The organism is Saccharopolyspora phatthalungensis (assembly GCF_014203395.1).
GTDB lineage: Bacteria > Actinomycetota > Actinomycetes > Mycobacteriales > Pseudonocardiaceae > Saccharopolyspora > Saccharopolyspora phatthalungensis.
Window position 1 is genome coordinate 506,508 of record NZ_JACHIW010000002.1, and the last position, 18,515, is coordinate 525,022.

Sequence of the window (18,515 nt, forward strand, 5' to 3'; positions counted from 1 at the left end):
GCGATGTCAAGGCCGTCCTGCGCTGATGTCGAATTCGTATGCCGCCGTGGCACCATTGGCCGTGCTGAATCCGGCGAGCACCCGCGCCGGTATACCGCTGCCGACGGCGATCGGCACGTCGCGGTCGCCCTGACCGTCCACGTCGATCCGCCGATCGCCCAGGACGACCCCGTTCGCGTCTACCACGAACAGATGAACCTTGCCTGGCTCGTTCACCGCGAGACGCGCGAGCACCTGACCGTGCTGCGCCTGGGCACCGGTGAGCCGGGCTGCCGAGCCTCCGGCGGGCGGCGCACCGCCCGGCGATGCCGCCAACCGCGCTGCCTGCGCGAGCGACTCAGGAGAGTCCACAGAGGACAATGCGTCGAGCGGGAGCACCGGAGCTGGCGGCGGCGAGGCTTCTCCAGCCGGGCGGTCCTGGAGGATGGCGCGGCCCCACCGGTACGGGTCACCCTGCACACCGCCCCAAGTGGACCAGCCGATTCGGGACTGTCCGGTCAGGTCTTGCGTGTCCGAGTCGTACACCAGCACGTTCAGGCCGAGCCGTTGGGGATCGATCGATCCCGGCAACGCCCGCAGCGGGATCGCCAGCTCTACCGAGTACCCTCCCGAGCGCAGCTTGGATCCGAGGAGCACTCCTGGGGCGGTGTCCTCGCCTGGACCTTGGTGGTTATCGGCGTCCCTGGCATAGCAGGGCCGGCCGGGTCCGCTGGTGGCCGGCAACGCCGCCACCTTGAACGTGCTCGACGTGTTCTCCGAATCGGCCTTCGGATCGATGGTGATCTCGACGGCGTCGGTGCGCCAGTGACGCTTGCAGTCCTCCGGTGCCAGCCGGGTGCCCTGCGTGTCATCCACGACGTCTACCAGCGCGTAGAGCGTGTCACCGTGCCAGGAAAGCCGTGCGGTGGCGGCACAATCCGGCGCGGTGCACTCCTCCCCTTCCCACCAGGCGGACACCTCGATCGGGTCACCCGGGTACTCCTGCGGCCGGGCGTCACCGTCCACTACCGGCTCGACGCCGGTCTGCGGAATCGTCGTGACGGGAACCAGTTCCAGAGCGGCGGTGCTTTCGCCCGCCGAGCCGTCATCGGTGCGCGTGATCAAGGTATACGGGCGGTCGCCGCCCTGCGTTCCGGTGGGCATCCCCGGGTCGGCGCTGTGGACACCGAAGGTGAGCACGCGCGTTTCGCCGGGCGCGATCTCCTGGAACCGCTGCTCCGCATCGGCGACGGTGAAGCTTTGCGGCGGCACGAATCGCACCGTGCCGGATCGGGGTTCGTCGCTGTAGTTGTGCACGACCGCTTGCAGGTCGCGCTTGCCGAGCGCGGGCACCGTCTGGACCGGAGCGACCTTGTTCAGCAGCAAGGGAAACTGCATTCCGGAGCTCCACCGTTGGAACTCCGCGACACCCGGGAGGGGCGCCTGCTCGGCGACCACCGGCGGCACGATCTCCAGCCGCAGCTCGCTTTCCCCGTTTCCGTACGGGGATTGCACCCGGACGGGAACCGGTACGCGCCCGAACCCGAGCCGGTGGGGCACGGTCAAGGTGAGGTCGACCCGCGCGGTCGCTCCCGGCTCCAGCGGCCCGAACGAGCCGTCGCCCTGAACCTCCCATCCCGGCGGCGAATCCAACGTCACCCGGCCACCCGCCCGCAGCCCTTTCTCCGCAGGCGCGGTCACCTCAACACGAACCCGGGTACTCTCGCCGGGAGTGACCTGCGGATGCTCCGCGTTCGCGGTCAGCCCTGTTCCGACCGGCAGGCCGCCGGGAATCGGCAACAGCGCCCCGAGCAGCGGGGCGTCCGCGCCCTGCGCCCCTGGCACGTGCGGCGCGCGGTTGGCGATTTCGGTCAGGTGGTCGCAGCCGATCTGCGCCGGATCTGCCGCGATGTCGGGGCGGTTGGCCCAACCCTGGCTCTTGTACTCGCGTTCGGCAAGCCGTTCCCGCTGCTCCCAGTTGGTGTGCCCGGGAGCGCCGAACACGTAGTACTCGGGACCTGGAGAATCCGCCGGCGTGGTGCGCTTTTCGCAATCCGGCCCCCGGAGCTCCTCTTCCGCACCGGCCGCGCTGGACAGTACCCGGCGCACCGACCAGGGGGCGAGTCCCTCGGCACTGATCTGCTCCGGGAACGCCGCCGGGTCTGCGGCCTGCCGGTACGCCTCCAGCGCGAGCCTCGCCGCGTACTGGTGGTTGCCGTGGTTGCCCGGCGTGGGCGCGGGATCCATGGTGACCACGACCTCTGGCCGCGTCTGCCGCACTACGCGGACCAACTTTGCGAGCACGTCGTCGTGGTGCCAGGCCTGTTCGGTCAGCGGCGCGCTGACCGTGTAGTAGGGGTCCGGCTTGTCCAAGTTGTACACGTCGGTGATGCCGAATGCGCCTACCGCGCGGCGTTCCTCGCCCTCGCGCAGCAGGCCCAGCCTCGGCCCTTCCTCCGGGCCGGCGGCGTTCCCACCGCCTTCCCCACGGGTGATGGTCACGACGCCGGTGCGGACCTGGTGTGCGTGCTGCCACTGCCCGAACGTCGACAGCAGCGAAGCCTCGTCGTCGGGATGCGCCCCGACGAAGAGAACGCCGAGGTCCCGATCGGGAACCGGTTGCGCGGAAACCACGGGCACAAGCACTCCGGCGCCCAGCGCCGCCGCCAGCACAACAACCGAACCAGTACGAACCGATGGCACCGACACTCCCGAGGTGAGACGATCACGCACCCCCGAGAATGGCACCCATCCGATTTCAATGGAAACCGGCATGCCGATTTCCATTGAAATCGCCGCCGAGGGCGCTCAGCCGGTCACCGGGAACCGCAGCAGGGCACCGACCCCGTCTGTCAATCCGGTGCCGTCCGGCACCAGCGTCACCGCAGCGCTCGTCTCGGCACAGACGTTGAGCAGGAACGCCTCCCGCGACGCCGGGATGTCGCTTTCCAGCAGCAGTGTTTCCACCGCACCCATCTCGGCCGCTCGCGCCACTTCCTTGTGGCCTGCAACCGCGCGGTCATGTGCCAGCCCGGCCGCCAATTGCCCGGCCGTCCGTTCAGCTCTGCGCGCCTCCGCCTCGTGGGCGATACGCAGCAGTTCTTCGACCAATGCCTCCTCGGAGGCGTTCTCGTCGCGGCCACCCCGGTCGGTTTCGATGATGAGCTCGGCCAGTTGTGCCGGTAGCTCTTCACGCACCGCCGTACGCGCCTGCACTTCACCGGCGAGCACGACAACCCCGGGACGGAACTCCGTGGCGACCGCACTCACATGAGCGGCGATGTCCTTGGCGTTGCGGCCCACCGCCTCATCGGCACGCCGTTGAATCCGGTTGTGGGACAACGCGCCACCACGGGGCTTGTGCACGCCCTCGTCCGCACTGCCTTCGACGATCTCCGCGTCGAGTTCATGCGGTTCGTGGTATTCGGCAACAACTTCCTGGCGCACCTGCGCGCCTTCTTGGTCGGCGATGACCACGAGCTCACGCACCGACCTGGCGCGCTCACGCACGTAGGCCCCCAATTCGGGAAGCACGCCCCAATGGGCATCATCACCGGCACCGAGAGCGGCATCCCACCGCTCGTCGAGCACCACCCCGGACTCGGTGGCCACCAGAACGCGCCCGTTGGCCTGCTCCTCCCCGGGCGTACCGCGCTCCAGCTCGGATGCGATGGCCTCGACCGCGCCTTGGGACGCGCCCTCCGCCAACAGTCGTTCCCGCAACGATTTCCACCGCAGACGGATCTGACCCGCGGCATCGTCACCGGGCGAACGCCCTTCGAGATAGACCGTGGCGAACGGACCCTCGTGCTGGTAAACCTTTCGAAGGTCGGTCAGCTCCACCGGATCCTCCTCTCGCATTGAATGTGCTCACCGCCGAAGCGGCGGCTGCGGAAATCCTTCTCACGACGGGACGACAGGTGCCACCCATCCGTCGTCCGCCTTGGTCCAGACGACGCTGCCGCTGCGGGTCCAGCCCGCGGATCGCAGGTGCTCATCCGCCTGTCCGGGCTCGTCGACCGAGGGCGGGAGGTCGAGTTCGACAACCGCAGCGCCCCTGTCATCCCGGACGATCAACTTCGGCGCGTTCCCCTTCGCGGCAACGATGAAATGTGCGTTGTTGGCCATATCGCAGACCTCCACTCCTAGTCCTGCGCGGGCGGCTTCCCCACCCACGCCGAACGGCCGACTACGGCCCGTCACGCGCGCATTACCCGCTATACGTTGCATGCAAACATCGGCACGCTCGATCTCTTCGGCCTCGCATTGCGGACATGATGACGCAGCGCACGAGGGCGAACCCGGCGGAACAAGCCGCGCTGTCCGGCCGGGTATTGGCGCTCTGTATCTCATTTGCTTGCCCTAGGACAAGCGATCTGCGGGCGTGAAGCCGACCCTGGTCAGCCGTGCGTCAGGTTCGCGTGTTCGGCGAACTCCAGGACGCTCGCCCGCACCTCGCGGCGGACCTCGGGGGCGCCGCCCGACAGGTAGAAGTGGCCGCCCGGGAACAGGCGGTGACGGAATGATCGGGTCGTCGCAGCGCGCCAGGCCGAGAGCTCTTCGTGGTCCACCTCGGAGTCATCCTCCCCCGCCATGACCACCACCGGGCAGTGCAACTTTTGTCCCGTCGGCGCGACGAAGCCCTCGCTGAGCGCGAAGTCCGCTCGCAGGGTCGGCAGCAGCAGCTCGACCAGCTCCGGGTTTTCCAAAACCTCCGCCGGTGTCCCTTCGAGCCTGCCCAGTTCGGCGATGAACTGCTCGTCGGGTAGTTCCGACATCAGCCGCCGGCGGGTCGGCAACTGTGGTGCCCGCCGAGCCGAAGCGATCACGCCCAATGGCGCGGACCGGCGGCCGATCTCCCAGGCCAGCGCGGCGCCCATGCTGTGGCCGAAGAAGGCGTAGGGCCGGTCGAAGGACGGCGCGAGCTCGCGGGTGATCTGCTCCGCCAAACTGTCCATGCGCCGGTGCGCTGGCTCGGCGATCCGGGCTTCACGGCCGGGCAGCGGCACCGGCACGACCTCGATCTCCGAACCCAGTGTGCCCGCCCACGGCCAGTACGCTGCTGTGCCGCCGCCCGCGTGCGGGAAGCAGAACAGACGGATCGCTGCCGCCAACTCGTCCTCCTCTTCTCAGTGCCGGTCAAGACCGCTCAGCGCGGGACCATCGCACGACGTGTTTAGGTATACCGCCGGTATTTCCACACTGACAGTGGCACGAATATCGCTAGCATCCCGCCGATCCAGAGGAACGCGCCGACCGCCGATGGCGCCACCGGGCCGCCCAGGAGCAGGTTCCGGCAGGTGTCGGTGACCAGCGTCGTCGGGTTCACCTGGGCGAAAGCCCGCAGCCAGCCTGGCATCGTCTCCAACGGCACGAACATCGAGCTGCCGAACTGCAACGGGATCGTCCAGATGAACCCCACCGACTGCACCGTCTCCGGGCTCTTGAGCGCCAACCCGATGAACGCCGAGATCCAGCACAGCGCGAATCCGTAGGCCAGCAGAACCCCAATAGCGGCCAATGTGGACAGTACGTCGGTCTGCACCCGGAAGCCGATGACGAGCGCGAACACGAACATGACCACCTGGCCGAGCAGCATTCGGCACATGTCCGCACAGATCCGCGCGGACAGCACCGCCGACCTGGCGATCGGCAGCGCGCGGAGCCGGTCCATTACCCCTCGGCTGGCGTCCACGTTCAGCGTCACGCCGGTGAGCCGGGAGGCGAAGGACACCGTCTGCACCATGATCCCGGGCAGCAAGTACTGCTTGTAGTCGGCCTGGTCATGGGCAATCGCACCGCCGAAGACGTACACGAAGATCAGCGTGAAGATCATCGGCATCAATGTGGCGTCCAGCATCGCGCCCCGGTCGTTGAGCACCTGGAGCAGGTTCCGCCGCGCGATGGCGCCGGTATGCCGGAGCGCGGCGCGCGGGCCGATGCGGCCCGATACCTGCCGCATCCGCGACAGCTTCGACGGCGGCCGCGGAGGCTGGTGGGCGGTGGGGTGTGGCTCGGGCCGACGGCTGGGCTGGCGCGGGTTCGCCGGTGGGGGCCCGGAGCGCAGCGGGGGCTGGGGCCACTCGGGAGTTTGGGGCCACTCTGTTGTTTGGGGCCACTCTGTTGTTTGGGGCCACTGGGGAGTTTCGGCGGGCCAGACCGGTTCCGCAGGCCCCGGTGGGCGCGGTTGTGCGGATGGGGGGCCCGGCGGCCTGGGTTGGTATCCATGCGGTGGGCCGCCGGTCGGCGCGGACATCAGAACACCCTCTGCAAGACGATTGTGGCGTCCGGATCGGCCGGTTCGCGCGGCTTGTCCGTCAAGGTCAGAAACACCTCGTCCAGGCTAGGCAGGTGGGTGTCCACCCCGGCGATCGGCAGCCGCGAGGCGGCCAGCAGGTGGATCATCCCGGTGAGTTCGGCCTCGGTGACGATCGGCACCGAGACCAGCCGGTTCTCCCGATCCACCCGGAAATTCCGGACTCTCATGGCGGTGAGCCGACGGGCCAGCTGCTCCAGGTGCTCCGGCCGGGCGGTGCGGATGCGCAGGACCTGCCCGCCCACCCTGGCGCGCAGTTCGGCGCTCGTGCCGGAGGCGATCACCCGCCCCTTGTCCATCACGATGATCGAATCCGCCAGCGCTTCGGCCTCCTCCATGTACTGCGTGGTGAGCAGCACCGTGGTCCCGTCCGCCACCAGCTCGCGCACGGAATCCCACAGGTTGTTCCGGCTGCGCGGATCCAGTCCGGTGGTCGGTTCGTCCAGGTACAGCAGCGCCGGGTCGCCGACCATGCTCGCGGCCAGGTCCAGCCGCCGCCGCATTCCGCCGGAGTACTTGCCCGCCGGCCGGGACGCCGCGTCGACCAGGTCGAACTGCTCCAGCAGCTCGTCGACGCGTTCCCGGGCACGGCGGCGCGGCAGATCCAGCAGCCGGGCGATCATGTACAGGTTCTCCCGGCCCGAGATGCCCTCGTCCACCGAGGCGTACTGGCCGGTCAGGCCGATCAGCCTGCGCACCTGGTTGGCCTGCTTGACCAGGTCGTAACCGCCGATGCGGGCCTGGCCGCCGTCCGGCCTGATCAGCGTGGCCAGCATCCGGACGGTGGTGGTCTTGCCCGCGCCGTTGGGCCCTAGCAGGCCGAGCACGGTGCCTTCCGGGATCGTCAGGTCGACGCCGTCGACCACCCGGCGATCGCCGAATTCCTTCACCAGCCCCTCGACGTGGACCGCCGCCGTCATGGTGCCGGATCCCGCGGCCGGCGGCCTCTCCCGGTCCACATGAGACTAAAACCCCCAGTCGGATGCTTCGGCTTCCGCCGCCGGAGCCTAGTCGGACCACTTATCGGAGCATTATCGGAAAAGGATTCAATATCGGCGCAAAAGCAGGCATGCCTAAGTTCGCTGCCGCGTCGCCGCGAATGCAGACCGGCGATCGTAGCTGAACCGGAGGTTGGTGCATCATGTCGATGGCAGTCCGCACTGAAGTCCCGGCGCAGACGGCGACGATCGAGCCGCCCGTCGCGCGGGAGGTCGAACGGGTCGCACTCGGCCTGCTCCCCGTCGCCCAGGGCCGGGTCGACGAGGAAACCTGGGTTTCGGCGGCGCGGGAAGCATGGGAGGACCTGCCCGCGACGCTGCGCACCACGATCCGGCGGTTCCGCCGCGACACCGGCACCACTGGGGCGCTCGTGGTCGGCGGTCTGCCGCTGGGCCCCGACGGCGTGCCGGACACCCCGACCCAAGACGGTTCGGTGCAGCGGACCGCCACCGTGCCGGCCGCGGTGCTGATGATGTTCGCCGCCGGGCTCGGCGATCCGGCCTCGTTCCGCCCGGAGAAATCGGGTGCGCTGGTGCAGGACGTGGTGCCGGTTCCGGGCAAGGAGGAGTTCCAGGGCAATGCCGGTTCGGTGCTGCTGTCGTTTCACACCGAGAACGCCTTCCACCCGCACCGACCCGACTTCGTGATGCTGTCCTGCCTGCGGTCCGACCACGAGGGCGTCGCGGGTCTGCGCACCGCTTGCATCCGGCAGGTCTTCGACCTGCTCAGTGACCCGGCTCGGGAGGCGTTGTTCAGCGCCGAGTTCGTCACCGAACCGCCGCCGTCGTTCGGTGCCACGGCCGGTGATCCGACGCCGCACGCCGTGCTGTCCGGTGCGTCCGATGACCCGGACCTCCAGATCGACTTCTCGGCCACCAAACCACTGACTACACGCGCGAGCGCGGCGATCGACGAGCTGCAGAAGCTGTTCGCCGACCATGCGCACACCCACTACCTCACGCCAGGATCAATGGCCATTGTGGACAACCGTGTCACGGTGCACGGGCGCACCGCGTTCGAGCCGCGCTACGACGGCAGGGACCGGTGGTTGCAGCGCACGTTCTCGCTGGCCGACCTCCGCGCCTCGCGCCGCCATCGCGACGCCGATGGATACATGCTCGACTAACAGCGGTGGTAGCCGCTTGCGGGGTGGGATGTCCCAACTTTAGGCAAAATCGGGAAACCACCGCTCAGGCGGAAACAGTTCCGATAACGAGGTAAAAGGCGGCGCGGTTAGCGTCGCGGGGCCAGTCATGAGTGGAGGGAGAGCCTCGGTTGAACCGGTCATCCGCCGAGCGGCGCGCATTCTGGGCCAGAACGCTGGAAAGCGGCGCCTGCACGCCGATCCCCCACTGGCACGACCCGGCCGCCGAACCGGCACCGGGCATCGGGTTGCACGAACGCGAGCTGCCTACAGCCACGGCGGCCGGAATCCGGGAGGTCGCCGAATCACTCGGCGTGCCGGTAGGCACCATCGTGCTGGCCGCGCACGTGAAGGTGCTGGCCGCCGTCACCGGTGAACCGCACGTTGTGACCGGCTACGTCGCCGGCTCCCCGGTGCCCTGCTCGCTGGCTCTACCCGACGGTTCCTGGCGAGACCTCGTACACCGGATCCGGCGCGTGGAGAACGAGATCCGGGCGAACCTCCCGGCGGAGCTGGCCGAACTTCCGTCTCGGCTGTTCGACACCGTCCTCGATGTGACCGACACTCCCGCCGGAGTCGAGGACTTCGCGCTTGTCGTGAGCTTCACCGCGCAGTCGAACCTGCTGCGGCTGGAGTACCGGACCGATCGGCTGAACGACGCGCAGGTTCAACGCCTCGGTGGGTACTACCTCGCGGCGCTGGACCTGATCGCATCCGACCCCGACGCCCCGCACGCCGACGGCTCGCTGCTGTCGGCCGAAGAACGGCGGCTACAGCTCACCGGCTTGGCCGGACCACGTCGCGAACTGCCGGACCGACGGATGCACGAGCTGTTCGAGGATCGGGTCCGCCGCCACCCCGCCGCGATCGCGGCCGTCCACCGAGACCGCACGTGGACGTACCAGCAGCTCAACGAGCGAGCCAACCAGATCGCGCACGCCCTGCTAGCGCGCGGCCTCCAGCGCGAAGACGTCGTCGCGGTCGTGACCGATCGCAACCTCGACTGGATGGCCTCCGTGCTCGGCGTGTTCAAGGCGGGTGGTTGCTACCTGCCGGTCGAGCCGGACTTCCCGTCCGACCGCATCGGCCGGACGCTGCGCCGCAGCGAATGCCGTTACGTGCTGGCCGAAGTCGGACGCACCGCAAACCTGGCCGGCGCCGACATCAGCGCCGAGGTGCTGCCGCTGCGCGAGATCACCGGCGACACCACCGACCCGCAGGTGCCGGTCGATGCCGATCAGCTCGCCTATGTCTACTTCACCTCGGGTTCCACCGGCGAGCCCAAGGGCGCGATGTGCGAGCACGCGGGGATGCTCAACCATCTCTTCGCCAAGATCGACGACCTGGGCATTCCCGAGGGCGCGGTGGTCAGTGAGACGGCCCCGCAATGCTTCGACATTTCGCTGTGGCAGCTGGTCAGCGCGCTGCTGGTGGGCGGCCGGACGGTGCTCGTCGAGCAGGACGTGATCTTGGACGTGCAGCGGTTCGTCGACCAGATCGCCGAGCAGCGCGTGCAGATCATGCAGCTGGTGCCGTCGTACCTGGAGACCGTGCTCTCCTACCTGGAGGACTCGCCGCGGGAACTGCCCGATTTGCAGTGCGTTTCGGTCACCGGCGAGGCGCTGAAGAAAGAGCTGACCCAGCGCTGGTTCGCGACGTACCCGGGCCTGAAGCTGGCGAACGTCTACGGCCTCACCGAGACCTCGGACGACACCAACCACGAGGTGATGACGGCGGTTCCGGTTCGCGACCGGGTGCCGCTGGGGCCGCCGGTGCACAACACGCACGTCTACATCGTGGGCCCGGACCTCCAGCCGGTTCCCCTTGGCGCACCAGGCGAAATCGTCTTCTCCGGGGTGTGCGTCGGGCGCGGTTACATCAACGACCCGGAGCGCACCAGGGCCGCGTTCCTGACCGATCCGCACCGTCCCGGGCACCGGCTGTACCGGTCCGGTGACTTCGGCCGCTGGCTGCCGGAAGGCAAGGTCGAGTTCCTGGGCCGCCGCGACGCGCAGGTCAAGATCCGCGGTTTCCGCATCGAGATCGGCGAGATCGAGAACCAGATGCTGCGCGCGCCCGGCGTGCGCGACGGCGCGGTGGTGGTGACCGAGGACTCCGGCGGCAACAAGCATCTGGTCGCGTTCTACACCGGCCCGGACCGGCTCGCCGACAACGAGTTCAAGCATTTCCTGCGGCGAACCCTGCCGCACTACATGATTCCCGAGCACTTCCACCACTGCGAGTCCCTGCCGCTGACGGACAACGGCAAGACCGACAAGAAGGCGCTCACCAAGCTCGCCGCGGACCGCGCGAGCGAGGAGACCGAGTACCAGCCGCCGCAGACACCCACGGAGCACCGACTCGCGGCGAAGTGGGCGGAAGTGCTCGGCGTCCCGTTCGCCGAGATCGGGCGGACCGACCATTTCTTCGAGCGCGGCGGCACCTCGTTGTCCGCTGTCAAGCTGATCATCAAGCTGGACCGCACGATCTCGCTCAAGGACATGACCGGGTATCCGGTGCTCGCCGACCTGGCCGCCATCATCGACGGCCGGACCGAGACCCGCCCCGGAATCTTGGAGCGACCCGCTGACCCTCCGCACCCCCGAAAGGCGACGACCGATGCCCGCACCAGCCACTGAGCTAGACGTCTCCCCCGCCGCGGACAAACCGGCGATCCTGCGTGTCGGCGACATCGCCGAGGCCCCGTCCTGGGTGGCCGAGCACCGAGACCAGCTGCGCTCGCTGGTCGACGAGCACGGCGCGCTCCTGGTGCGCGGCCTGCCGCTGACCGACGCGGCCGGCTTCGGCCAGGTGGCCCGGGAACTCGCCGCGCCGCTGATGCCGGAGCGAGAGGCGTTCGCCCCGCGCTGGATCTACGAGGACGGCATTTACTCCTCTTCCAAGTGGCCGCCGAACCAGCCGATGTGCATGCACCACGAGCTCAGCTACACGCTGGAGTTCCCCGGCCTGATGCTGTTCTCCTGCCTCGGTGCGCCGCAGTCGGGCGGCGTGACCGGCGTGGCGGATGCCGCTGCGGTGCTGGAGGCGCTGCCCTCGGACCTGGTCGAGCGGTTCGAGCGCGAGGGTTGGCAGCTGGTCCGCAACTACAACGAGCTGGTCGGCGTGCCGTGGCAGGAGGCGTTCGCCACGGAGGACCGGTCGGTCGTGGAGCGCTACTGCCGGGAGAATCACATCGAGTTCGCGTGGGACGAGATGGACGGGCTGCGGACCAAGCAGCGCCGCTCGGCCATCATCACCCACCCGAAGACCGGCAAGCGGGTGTGGTTCAACCAGATCGCCTTCCTCAACGAATGGACGATCGACCCCGAGGTGCGGGACTACCTGGTGATGGAGTTCGGCCCGGACGGGCTGCCGTTCAACAGCCGCTTCGGCGGCGGCGAGCCGATCGGCGACGACGTGATCGCACTGCTCAACAAGGTCTACGACGAGCACACGCAGCGGGAACCGTGGCAGACCGGGGACCTGATGCTGGTCGACAACATCGCGCGGGCGCACAGCCGCGAGCCGTACGAGGGCGCCCGCGAGGTGCTGGTGGCGATGGGCGAACCGGTTCGGCTGGCAGACTGCTTTCCGACCGTAACACCGTCCTGACCGCATCGGCGGGTGCGGTTCGTCCCTTCGCAGACCAGCAAACGGAGTTTTCAGCATGCCCGAATCAGCCAACGTCCCCGCTTTCACCGTGATCTCCGGCGCTCAGGTGCAGAAGGCGCTGGAGGGGCGGCAGCGGCAGGTAGTGGACATCGTCGAGGCGGCCTACCGGCTGCACGGCGCGGCCCAGACGGTCAACCCGCCGTCCTACTTCCTGCGTTTCCCCGACCGGCCCACCTCCCGCATCATCGCGCTGCCCGCCTCGCTCGGCGGTGACTCGGCGGTGGACGGGATCAAGTGGATCTCCAGTTTCCCGGACAACGTCGCGGCCGGCATTCCGCGCGCCTCGGCGGTGCTGGTGCTCAACGACCACGACACCGGATACCCGTTCGCCTGCCTGGAAAGCTCCGTGATCAGCGCCACCCGCACGGCCGCGTCGGCCGCGCTGGCCGCCGACCACCTGAGCCGGGACCGGGGCCGGCCGCGCCGGGTCGGCTTCATCGGCGTCGGCCTCATCGCCCGCTACATCCACAGCTACCTGCAGGCGACCGACTGGGCCTTCGACGAGATCGGCGTGCACGACCTGTCCGCCGAGCACGCCGCGGGCTTCAAGTCCTATTTGGACCGTGTCGAGGACGGGGCGCGGATCACCGTGCACGACAGCGCCGAGGCGCTGATCCGGTCATCGGACCTCGTGGTGTTCGCGACCGTCACGGGCACGCCGCACGTGCACGACCCGGCCTGGTTCGAGCACAACCCGCTGGTACTGCACGTGTCCCTGCGCGACCTGTCGCCGGAGATCATCCTGTCGTCGATGAACGTCGTCGACGATGTGGAGCATTGTCTGAAGGCCGACACCTCGCCGCACCTCGCCGAGCAGCGGACCGGAAACCGGGACTTCCTGGACGGCACGATCAACGACGTGCTCGCCGGGGAACTCAAGGTGCCCACCGACCGCCCGGTGGTGTTCTCGCCGTTCGGCCTGGGCGTGCTCGACCTGGCGGTGGGCAAGTACATCTACGACGAAGTCACGGCCCACGGCGAACCCACGGTCGTCCCGGACTTCTTCTCCGAACTCCGCCGCTACGGCTGAGCGCCGGCGGCCGGTTTGCGCCGACCCGCGCACCCGCAAACAGGTTCGTTTCGCACAACACGGAGATAGCCCGGTGCCCATCATCTCGCAGCCGCACGAGTTCAACGAGGACGACCTGTACGTCGACCTCCGGCCCAGCTTCGGGATACCGCTGTACCTGAAGTGCGAGGGGTTCAACTTCGCCGGGTCCATCAAGCTGAAAGCGGCGGCGGCGATGGTGGCGGCCGCGGAGCGGTCCGGGGCGCTCGGCCGGGACTCGATCATGGTGGAGTCCTCGTCGGGCAACCTCGGGGTGGCGCTGAGCGTGCTCGCCGCGAGCAAGGGCTACCAGTTCGTGTGTGTGACCGATTCGCGGTGCAACCTCGCCACCAAGCAATTGATGGAGACGCTGGGCGCTCAGGTGCACACCATCACCGAGCCGGATCCCGACGGCGGGTACCTGGCCGCCCGGATCTCCCATGTGCGCGAGCTCTGTGACGATGATGACCGGTACGTGTGGTTAAACCAGTACGCCAACCCGGATAACTGGTCGGCGCATTACCGGACCACCGCGCCCTCGATAGACCGGGCGTTCCCCATGCTCGACGTGCTGTTCGTGGGCGCCGGGACCACCGGCACGCTGATGGGGTGCGCCCGGTACTTCAAGCGGTTCCGGCCGACCGTGCGGGTCGTCGCGATCGACGCGGTCGGCTCGGTCACCTTCGGGGGGCCGCCGGCGCCGCGGATGATCCCCGGGCTGGGCACCGGGGTGCGACCGGCCCTGCTCGATGAATCTCTCGTGGATGACGTGGTGTTGGTCGAGGAGATCGACACGGTCCGCACCTGCCATCGGCTGGCCCGGCGCGGTTTCCTGTTCGGTGGCTCCACCGGCACCGTCATCAGCGGCGCGACGCAGTGGCTGGCCGCCAACGACGCGGGACCGGACGTCACGGCGGTGACGATCGCCCCGGACTTCGGTGAACGCTACCTCGACTCGCTGTACCAGCCGAGCTGGGTGCACCAGGTCTACCGAACCGGTCCCGTTGGCCTGCCCGACGAGGTAGCCGCCCGTGGCTGACCCCCGTCGGTCGGCCGCACCGCTCGATGAGATTTCGTGCCGCTCATCGAGCAGTACGCCTTGATCCTGGTCGGGTTCAGCGCCCCCGTCGGCACCTACTCGGCCGCGCCGACTTCGGTTCCGTGCAGACCGGCATACACCGTAATGACCGGATCATCCGCATTCTTCAATGAGACCCAGTTGATGCGTCGGGTGGTCTGTGCCTTCGTGCCGGTGATGGCCTGCTTGACGGCGTCCCACGAATTCGTGGGGACGCCTGCGGCGGCGAAGAGTCTTTCGATAGCTGCGGCTGATTCGGCGTCGTTGGGTAAATTGGGCTCCAACGGGCAGTATGTGGCCACCGTGGGTGCGTCTGCCGTGCTGCGCAGCGCGAGGCAGGTCATCGGCTGCTTGTCCCACTCATCAAAGGGAGTGGGGATCAACTGAGTCAGAATCTGGCGGTACAACCCCTGCTGGTAATCGGCCGCCGTGGACGAGACCCGCTCAACATCGTTCAGATCACCGCTGAGCTGCCGCAGGTAGACCTTCACGCGCGCTTCGGGAGCGGGATCCAGGTCCAGCGCGATCAGGGCCGGCTCGACCACGCCGTCGGTGAAGGCGCTGGTACCCAGGGATTCGAGCACCTGCTGCCATTGGTGCCGAAACCCCAGGCGGTCAAGGGCTTCGGAGACGGCGGCAAGTGCCGGCTCACCGGTCGACTCAAGATACAGATACCCCTTATACAAGGGCGGTTTGTTCGAGGACAGCGCGGTAGCCACCATGAACGGATTCCGGACGCCTTCGCGGATGAACAGGTCGCGCACCGCATCGAACCGCTGAAGGTCCACCTGGGGCAGCTTGGCCAACCGGCGCAGATCTTCTTCCCCCGCGTACGCCCGACCCGTCGCGCGAAGTTCCGACGGTTCGTATCCAACCCGCACCTGGGATCCGGCGCGGGTGAAGGCGAACGAAAACTCAACGGGTGCGCCATCGTTGGCGGCCCATGCCTTCCATCCGGAGAAGGCGGCAAGGTCTTCCGTCGCCCACGGGCCTACCGTTTCGCAAACCGTGTCGATAGCCTGTTCCGAGGTGGAATTCCCGATATCTGGGTGTGAAACCAGATACTGAAGATGTCTTCGCAGGACCTCGACGTACGTTGTCGGGCGATGCTCCGCGACGATGGGCCACCAGGTCGTCGTGTTACGGGCCGTCACTCGAAGTTCCTCCAGACTGAATGGTTTTTCGGTAGGATTCGGACAAAACAAAGCCCCGCCAGCGTGATTGCCACCGCGTGTTGCGGTCGATTACCGCATGGCAGCAGGCAAGCCGCGTGGGACACCGTTGGTGTTTCCCGAGGCTTGCTCGCTAGCGGATCGGATTGCTGGCGGAACAAGGAAATTCTGGTCAACGCGCCGCGCGCAGCGCTGGTATGACCTCCCGCCCCAGTAGTTCGATTGCGGTGGCCGGATCGGGACCGAGTGGTGGGCCGAAGGAGATGTGTTCGGCGCCGAGAGCGCGAAGTTCAAGGCAGCGGGCAGTTACTTCATCAGGGGACCCGGCGATGCCCAGCGACAGCATGCGGTCATCGATCAGTGCCACGGCCGCATCGAGGTCTCCGGCACGAGCGAGGTCGGCTGCCGGTTGAAAGTCGGCGGGTTCCAGTCCCGCGGGGGCCAACTGGACCTCGGACAGCGATGGTCCGTAGTACGCGAGCTTCTCCGCCATTACTCGGCGTGCCTCCGCACGGTCGCCGAGAGACACCCACACGCACGCCGGCAAGTCGAACCGCGCGGCGTCGCGGCCGGAATCGTGCACTCCGGCCAAAACGTCGCCGCGTGCCTCGGTGAACATCTCCGGCCGGGAAAGCAGGGGCAGCGCCCCATCTGCGACCCGCCCGGCCAGTCTTCGCATCTGAGGCCCCATCGCGCCAACGTAGACAGGTACCGGTCGCGGAATGGCGAAGCGGAGGAAAGAGGACTCTCCCCACCAGTCCGGCAGGTCTTCCTCCGAGACGTCGTCGTGCCCCAGCAGGGCCCGCAGCGCAGCTACCGATTGCCGCGTTGTCGTCATCGGGCGACGACGCTCCAGTCCGGCCCAGGCGAGGAAATCGATGGCCCCTGCGCCCAGTCCCAGGAGGAAGCGGCCACCGGAGATCTCCTGTGCGGTCGCGGCCACCATCGCGATCTCCGTGGGGTGCACGGTATAGGGGTTCATGATGCCGATGCCCAGCTGAATGCGCTCCGTGCGAGCCGCCAACGCACCCACGAGCACGGGTGCCGAGCGCAACATGAGATCATGCGAAATCCACACTTGGTCGACCCCGACCGCCTCCGCCGCCAACACCAGCTGGGTAAGCTCCTCGTCACTCAGATCGTTGTTGACGCGAATCGAAGTCCTCATAACTTTCGAGGGTAATTCGATCGGCCTAATCTACCGAGACTTCCCGCCCACTGAGGGCAGGCCGGGGCAGACCTGGCTTCCCAGATGCACATGTTGTCCCATCCCACCGGACCCCATGTTTTTGCGATCTTGGCCTGGTAAAAACCTGTAACCCAGCCCACTTTGCCCATGACCTTCTCGGTTCGGTTCTCGGGTCTGACTATTGCCGACGGACACTTTGGATCCCGGTAGCCGAGTGGAAGTCAGGGGAACCACTCGGCTACCGGGTGGATCGGCGCGGTGTCGGGGAGGTGCCGCACCGACCCAGTCCGCGGGAATCAGGCAGCGTCAGCGACCTGACCTTTTACATGAGAATAGGATCGGGCGGAGGGCGGAGCTTGTTGCCGGGTGGGCGGCCCATTCCGTCGACCGTCCGCAATGGACTGATGATGAGTAAGTCATCGAACGTGATTGCGCTTCACGCACTCCTGAACCCGCCCAGCGTGCGGTTTCGGCCGAACCCGCCGCCGAGCCGAGTTCGACGGATGCCGCAGCCGAGTCTGCGCCTTGGCGATTCGCACGCACCAGGCGCAACGTGGCCGAGCTGTCGTCGGATGCCCGACGTCCGCCCACATCACCTCAGCGCCGCACGCACCGAATTTGCCGGGGCGTGACACGAAATGTGTTTCCAGTGCCCGCAATCCAGGCGATGGAAGCCACCTCGGCCACTCCTCCGGTTCGCCCATGAGACCTCCAAGATCGACGTTGGCGTAAGCTGGCTGTGATCGAGCTCCCACCGGTCACAAGCCGTCTGCGTCAATTCATTCCTGGTCACGGGCTGAGACCACAAGTCCACTGCCCTCAACCGTTTGGGTGGTAATCGATGGATCACGGACGCCGTAAGATATGGAACGTGGGCGACACCGCAGGTACGCCGCGGACCCGAGTGCTTGCCGCCGCGCTGCGAGGTGCCTTGGCAGAGTCGGGGTTCACCGCGCGGCAAGCAGCTCGGCTGCTGGACAAGTCGCACTCGACCATCTCGCAGTGGCAGAACGGGCGGCGCGTACCTGTGCCAGAAGATGTCTCGGCACTGCTAGCAATCCTCCGAGTGACCGGCCGACGCCGGCATCAGATCCTCGACCTCGCCAAGAGTGCGAGCGAGCCGAACTGGCTCGCCGCAGGCGCGGGCGTTTCGGACCGACTCGCAGGCATACTTGAATGCGAGCGGACAACCGTCGAGATTTTCGACTGGTGCCCGCTGATCATTTCTGGCCTGGTGCAGACATCCGAATACGCCAACGCCGTTATCGGGAGCAACGACACCCTTTCCCGCGCCGAGATATCGTCGCGGGTAAACCTCCGGCTCGATCGCCGGAACCAATTGGTTAACCGAGACGGCCACCCAGCGGATCACCTGCTGCTGGTCGGCGAGGCCGCACTTCGCCAGCGAATCGGCGGAAACGACGTCCTGGTCGAACAGTTGCGCCATCTAGTCGCTGTAAGCCGAGAAGCGGGCATGACGCTTCAGGTTGTTCCACTCGGCGACAACTGGCACCCAGGACTGATGGGCCCGTTCGTGATCTACAACTTCGCAGAGTCCCCGTCGATCGTTTCCATCGAGCACCACAAGTCGTCGGTGTTCCTGCATGAGAACGATGACGTCATGACCTACAAACGAGCGGCAGGCGAGATACGGCGCGCGGCGATCAGCCCGGAAGAATCAACCGCGTTCATCCTCGATGCGATCAAACAGATGGAGGGCAAGGAATGAATAACCCGACTCGATGGCACAAGAGCAGCTACAGCGGCAATGATCACTGCGTCGAGTTATCCCGGCCGCAGGGCCTGATCCGGGATTCCAAGGACCCGAACGGCCCGGCGCTCGCGGTCGACGTCGCCGCGTTCATGCAGGCGATCAAAGACGGGCGCTTCGAGCACTAGCGCTTCTTCCGGGAACCCT

At 67.4% G+C, this 18,515-nt stretch carries 15 protein-coding genes; 7 read left to right on the top strand and 8 right to left on the bottom strand.

The features are described from left to right. Positions 1-6 precede the first annotated feature (6 nt). The 6 genes from BJ970_RS29335 to BJ970_RS29360 all read right to left on the bottom strand — a co-directional run bounded on the left by BJ970_RS29335 (position 7) and on the right by BJ970_RS29360 (position 7,215). A complete protein-coding gene (locus BJ970_RS29335) occupies positions 7-2,682 on the bottom strand; it encodes a sugar-binding protein (RefSeq protein ID WP_312864527.1) in 2,676 nt (891 codons plus the stop codon). Positions 2,683-2,787: 105 nt separating this feature from the next. Continuing rightward, positions 2,788-3,822, bottom strand: coding sequence for a baeRF2 domain-containing protein (locus BJ970_RS29340; RefSeq protein ID WP_312864528.1), 1,035 nt, complete (start codon positions 3,820-3,822; stop codon positions 2,788-2,790). 60 nt (positions 3,823-3,882) lie between these two features. After that, entirely contained in the window at positions 3,883-4,182 is a 300-nt protein-coding gene (locus tag BJ970_RS29345) for a hypothetical protein (protein ID WP_246471883.1), read from the bottom strand. A gap of 197 nt (positions 4,183-4,379) precedes the next feature. Continuing rightward, positions 4,380-5,093 (bottom strand): thioesterase II family protein, encoded by a 714-nt coding sequence (locus BJ970_RS29350; RefSeq protein ID WP_221468309.1) that lies wholly within the window; start codon positions 5,091-5,093, stop codon positions 4,380-4,382. Between the two features lie 62 nt (positions 5,094-5,155). After that, positions 5,156-5,941: an ABC transporter permease gene (locus BJ970_RS29355; protein ID WP_184730252.1), complete on the bottom strand. Its 786-nt coding sequence runs from the start codon at positions 5,939-5,941 to the stop codon at positions 5,156-5,158. A gap of 293 nt (positions 5,942-6,234) precedes the next feature. Further along, positions 6,235-7,215, bottom strand: a complete 981-nt coding sequence (locus BJ970_RS29360) for an ATP-binding cassette domain-containing protein (RefSeq protein WP_184730254.1) — start codon at positions 7,213-7,215, stop codon at positions 6,235-6,237. A 221-nt stretch (positions 7,216-7,436) separates the two neighbouring features. Here BJ970_RS29360 and BJ970_RS29365 point away from each other — a divergent pair, with 221 nt between their 5' ends. The 5 genes from BJ970_RS29365 (at position 7,437) to sbnA (ending at position 14,197) form a co-directional block, all read left to right on the top strand. Then, positions 7,437-8,420: a TauD/TfdA family dioxygenase gene (locus BJ970_RS29365; protein WP_184730256.1), complete on the top strand. Its 984-nt coding sequence runs from the start codon at positions 7,437-7,439 to the stop codon at positions 8,418-8,420. 149 nt (positions 8,421-8,569) lie between these two features. Continuing rightward, complete coding sequence (locus BJ970_RS29370) at positions 8,570-11,077, top strand: non-ribosomal peptide synthetase (RefSeq protein WP_184730258.1); 2,508 nt, start codon at positions 8,570-8,572, stop codon at positions 11,075-11,077. After that, the gene (locus tag BJ970_RS29375; protein ID WP_184730260.1) at positions 11,058-12,050 is read left to right on the top strand and encodes a TauD/TfdA family dioxygenase; all 993 of its coding nucleotides are present in this window, start codon (positions 11,058-11,060) and stop codon (positions 12,048-12,050) included. The genes BJ970_RS29370 and BJ970_RS29375 overlap by 20 nt, the downstream gene beginning before the upstream one ends. Positions 12,051-12,105: 55 nt before the next feature. Next, complete coding sequence (gene sbnB / locus BJ970_RS29380) at positions 12,106-13,140, top strand: 2,3-diaminopropionate biosynthesis protein SbnB (protein WP_184730262.1); 1,035 nt, start codon at positions 12,106-12,108, stop codon at positions 13,138-13,140. 73 nt (positions 13,141-13,213) lie between these two features. Beyond that, positions 13,214-14,197 carry a 2,3-diaminopropionate biosynthesis protein SbnA gene (gene sbnA / locus BJ970_RS29385; RefSeq protein WP_184730264.1) on the top strand — a complete coding sequence of 328 codons (984 nt, stop codon included), beginning with the start codon at positions 13,214-13,216 and terminating at the stop codon, positions 14,195-14,197. A 95-nt stretch (positions 14,198-14,292) separates the two neighbouring features. Here the strand turns inward: sbnA and BJ970_RS29390 are convergent, their stop codons facing one another. Beyond that, positions 14,293-15,390, bottom strand: coding sequence for a tryptophan dimethylallyltransferase family protein (locus tag BJ970_RS29390; protein WP_184730266.1), 1,098 nt, complete (start codon positions 15,388-15,390; stop codon positions 14,293-14,295). A gap of 190 nt (positions 15,391-15,580) precedes the next feature. Then, positions 15,581-16,576, bottom strand: a complete 996-nt coding sequence (locus tag BJ970_RS29395; protein WP_184730268.1) for an LLM class flavin-dependent oxidoreductase — start codon at positions 16,574-16,576, stop codon at positions 15,581-15,583. Between the two features lie 892 nt (positions 16,577-17,468). Between BJ970_RS29395 and BJ970_RS29400 the strand changes: the two genes are divergently transcribed. Both BJ970_RS29400 and BJ970_RS29405 read left to right on the top strand, forming a co-directional pair. Then, a complete protein-coding gene (locus tag BJ970_RS29400) occupies positions 17,469-18,326 on the top strand; it encodes a helix-turn-helix domain-containing protein (protein WP_184730270.1) in 858 nt (285 codons plus the stop codon). Continuing rightward, positions 18,323-18,496, top strand: a complete 174-nt coding sequence (locus BJ970_RS29405) for a DUF397 domain-containing protein (RefSeq protein WP_184730272.1) — start codon at positions 18,323-18,325, stop codon at positions 18,494-18,496. Before BJ970_RS29400 ends, BJ970_RS29405 begins: the two co-directional genes overlap by 4 nt. The last annotated feature ends 19 nt before the right edge of the window (positions 18,497-18,515 follow it).

What these genes read in the sequence shown, in the direction of transcription:
- BJ970_RS29355 (WP_184730252.1), bottom strand. Translation starts at nt 5,941, where the DNA reads ATGCGGCAGGTATCGGGCCGCATCGGCCCGCGCGCCGCGCTCCGGCAT.
- BJ970_RS29360 (WP_184730254.1), bottom strand. Translation starts at nt 7,215, where the DNA reads ATGACGGCGGCGGTCCACGTCGAGGGGCTGGTGAAGGAATTCGGCGAT.
- BJ970_RS29365 (WP_184730256.1), top strand. Translation starts at nt 7,437, where the DNA reads ATGTCGATGGCAGTCCGCACTGAAGTCCCGGCGCAGACGGCGACGATC.
- BJ970_RS29375 (WP_184730260.1), top strand. Translation starts at nt 11,058, where the DNA reads ATGCCCGCACCAGCCACTGAGCTAGACGTCTCCCCCGCCGCGGACAAA.
- sbnB (WP_184730262.1), top strand. Translation starts at nt 12,106, where the DNA reads ATGCCCGAATCAGCCAACGTCCCCGCTTTCACCGTGATCTCCGGCGCT.
- BJ970_RS29395 (WP_184730268.1), bottom strand. Translation starts at nt 16,576, where the DNA reads ATGAGGACTTCGATTCGCGTCAACAACGATCTGAGTGACGAGGAGCTT.
- BJ970_RS29405 (WP_184730272.1), top strand. Translation starts at nt 18,323, where the DNA reads ATGAATAACCCGACTCGATGGCACAAGAGCAGCTACAGCGGCAATGAT.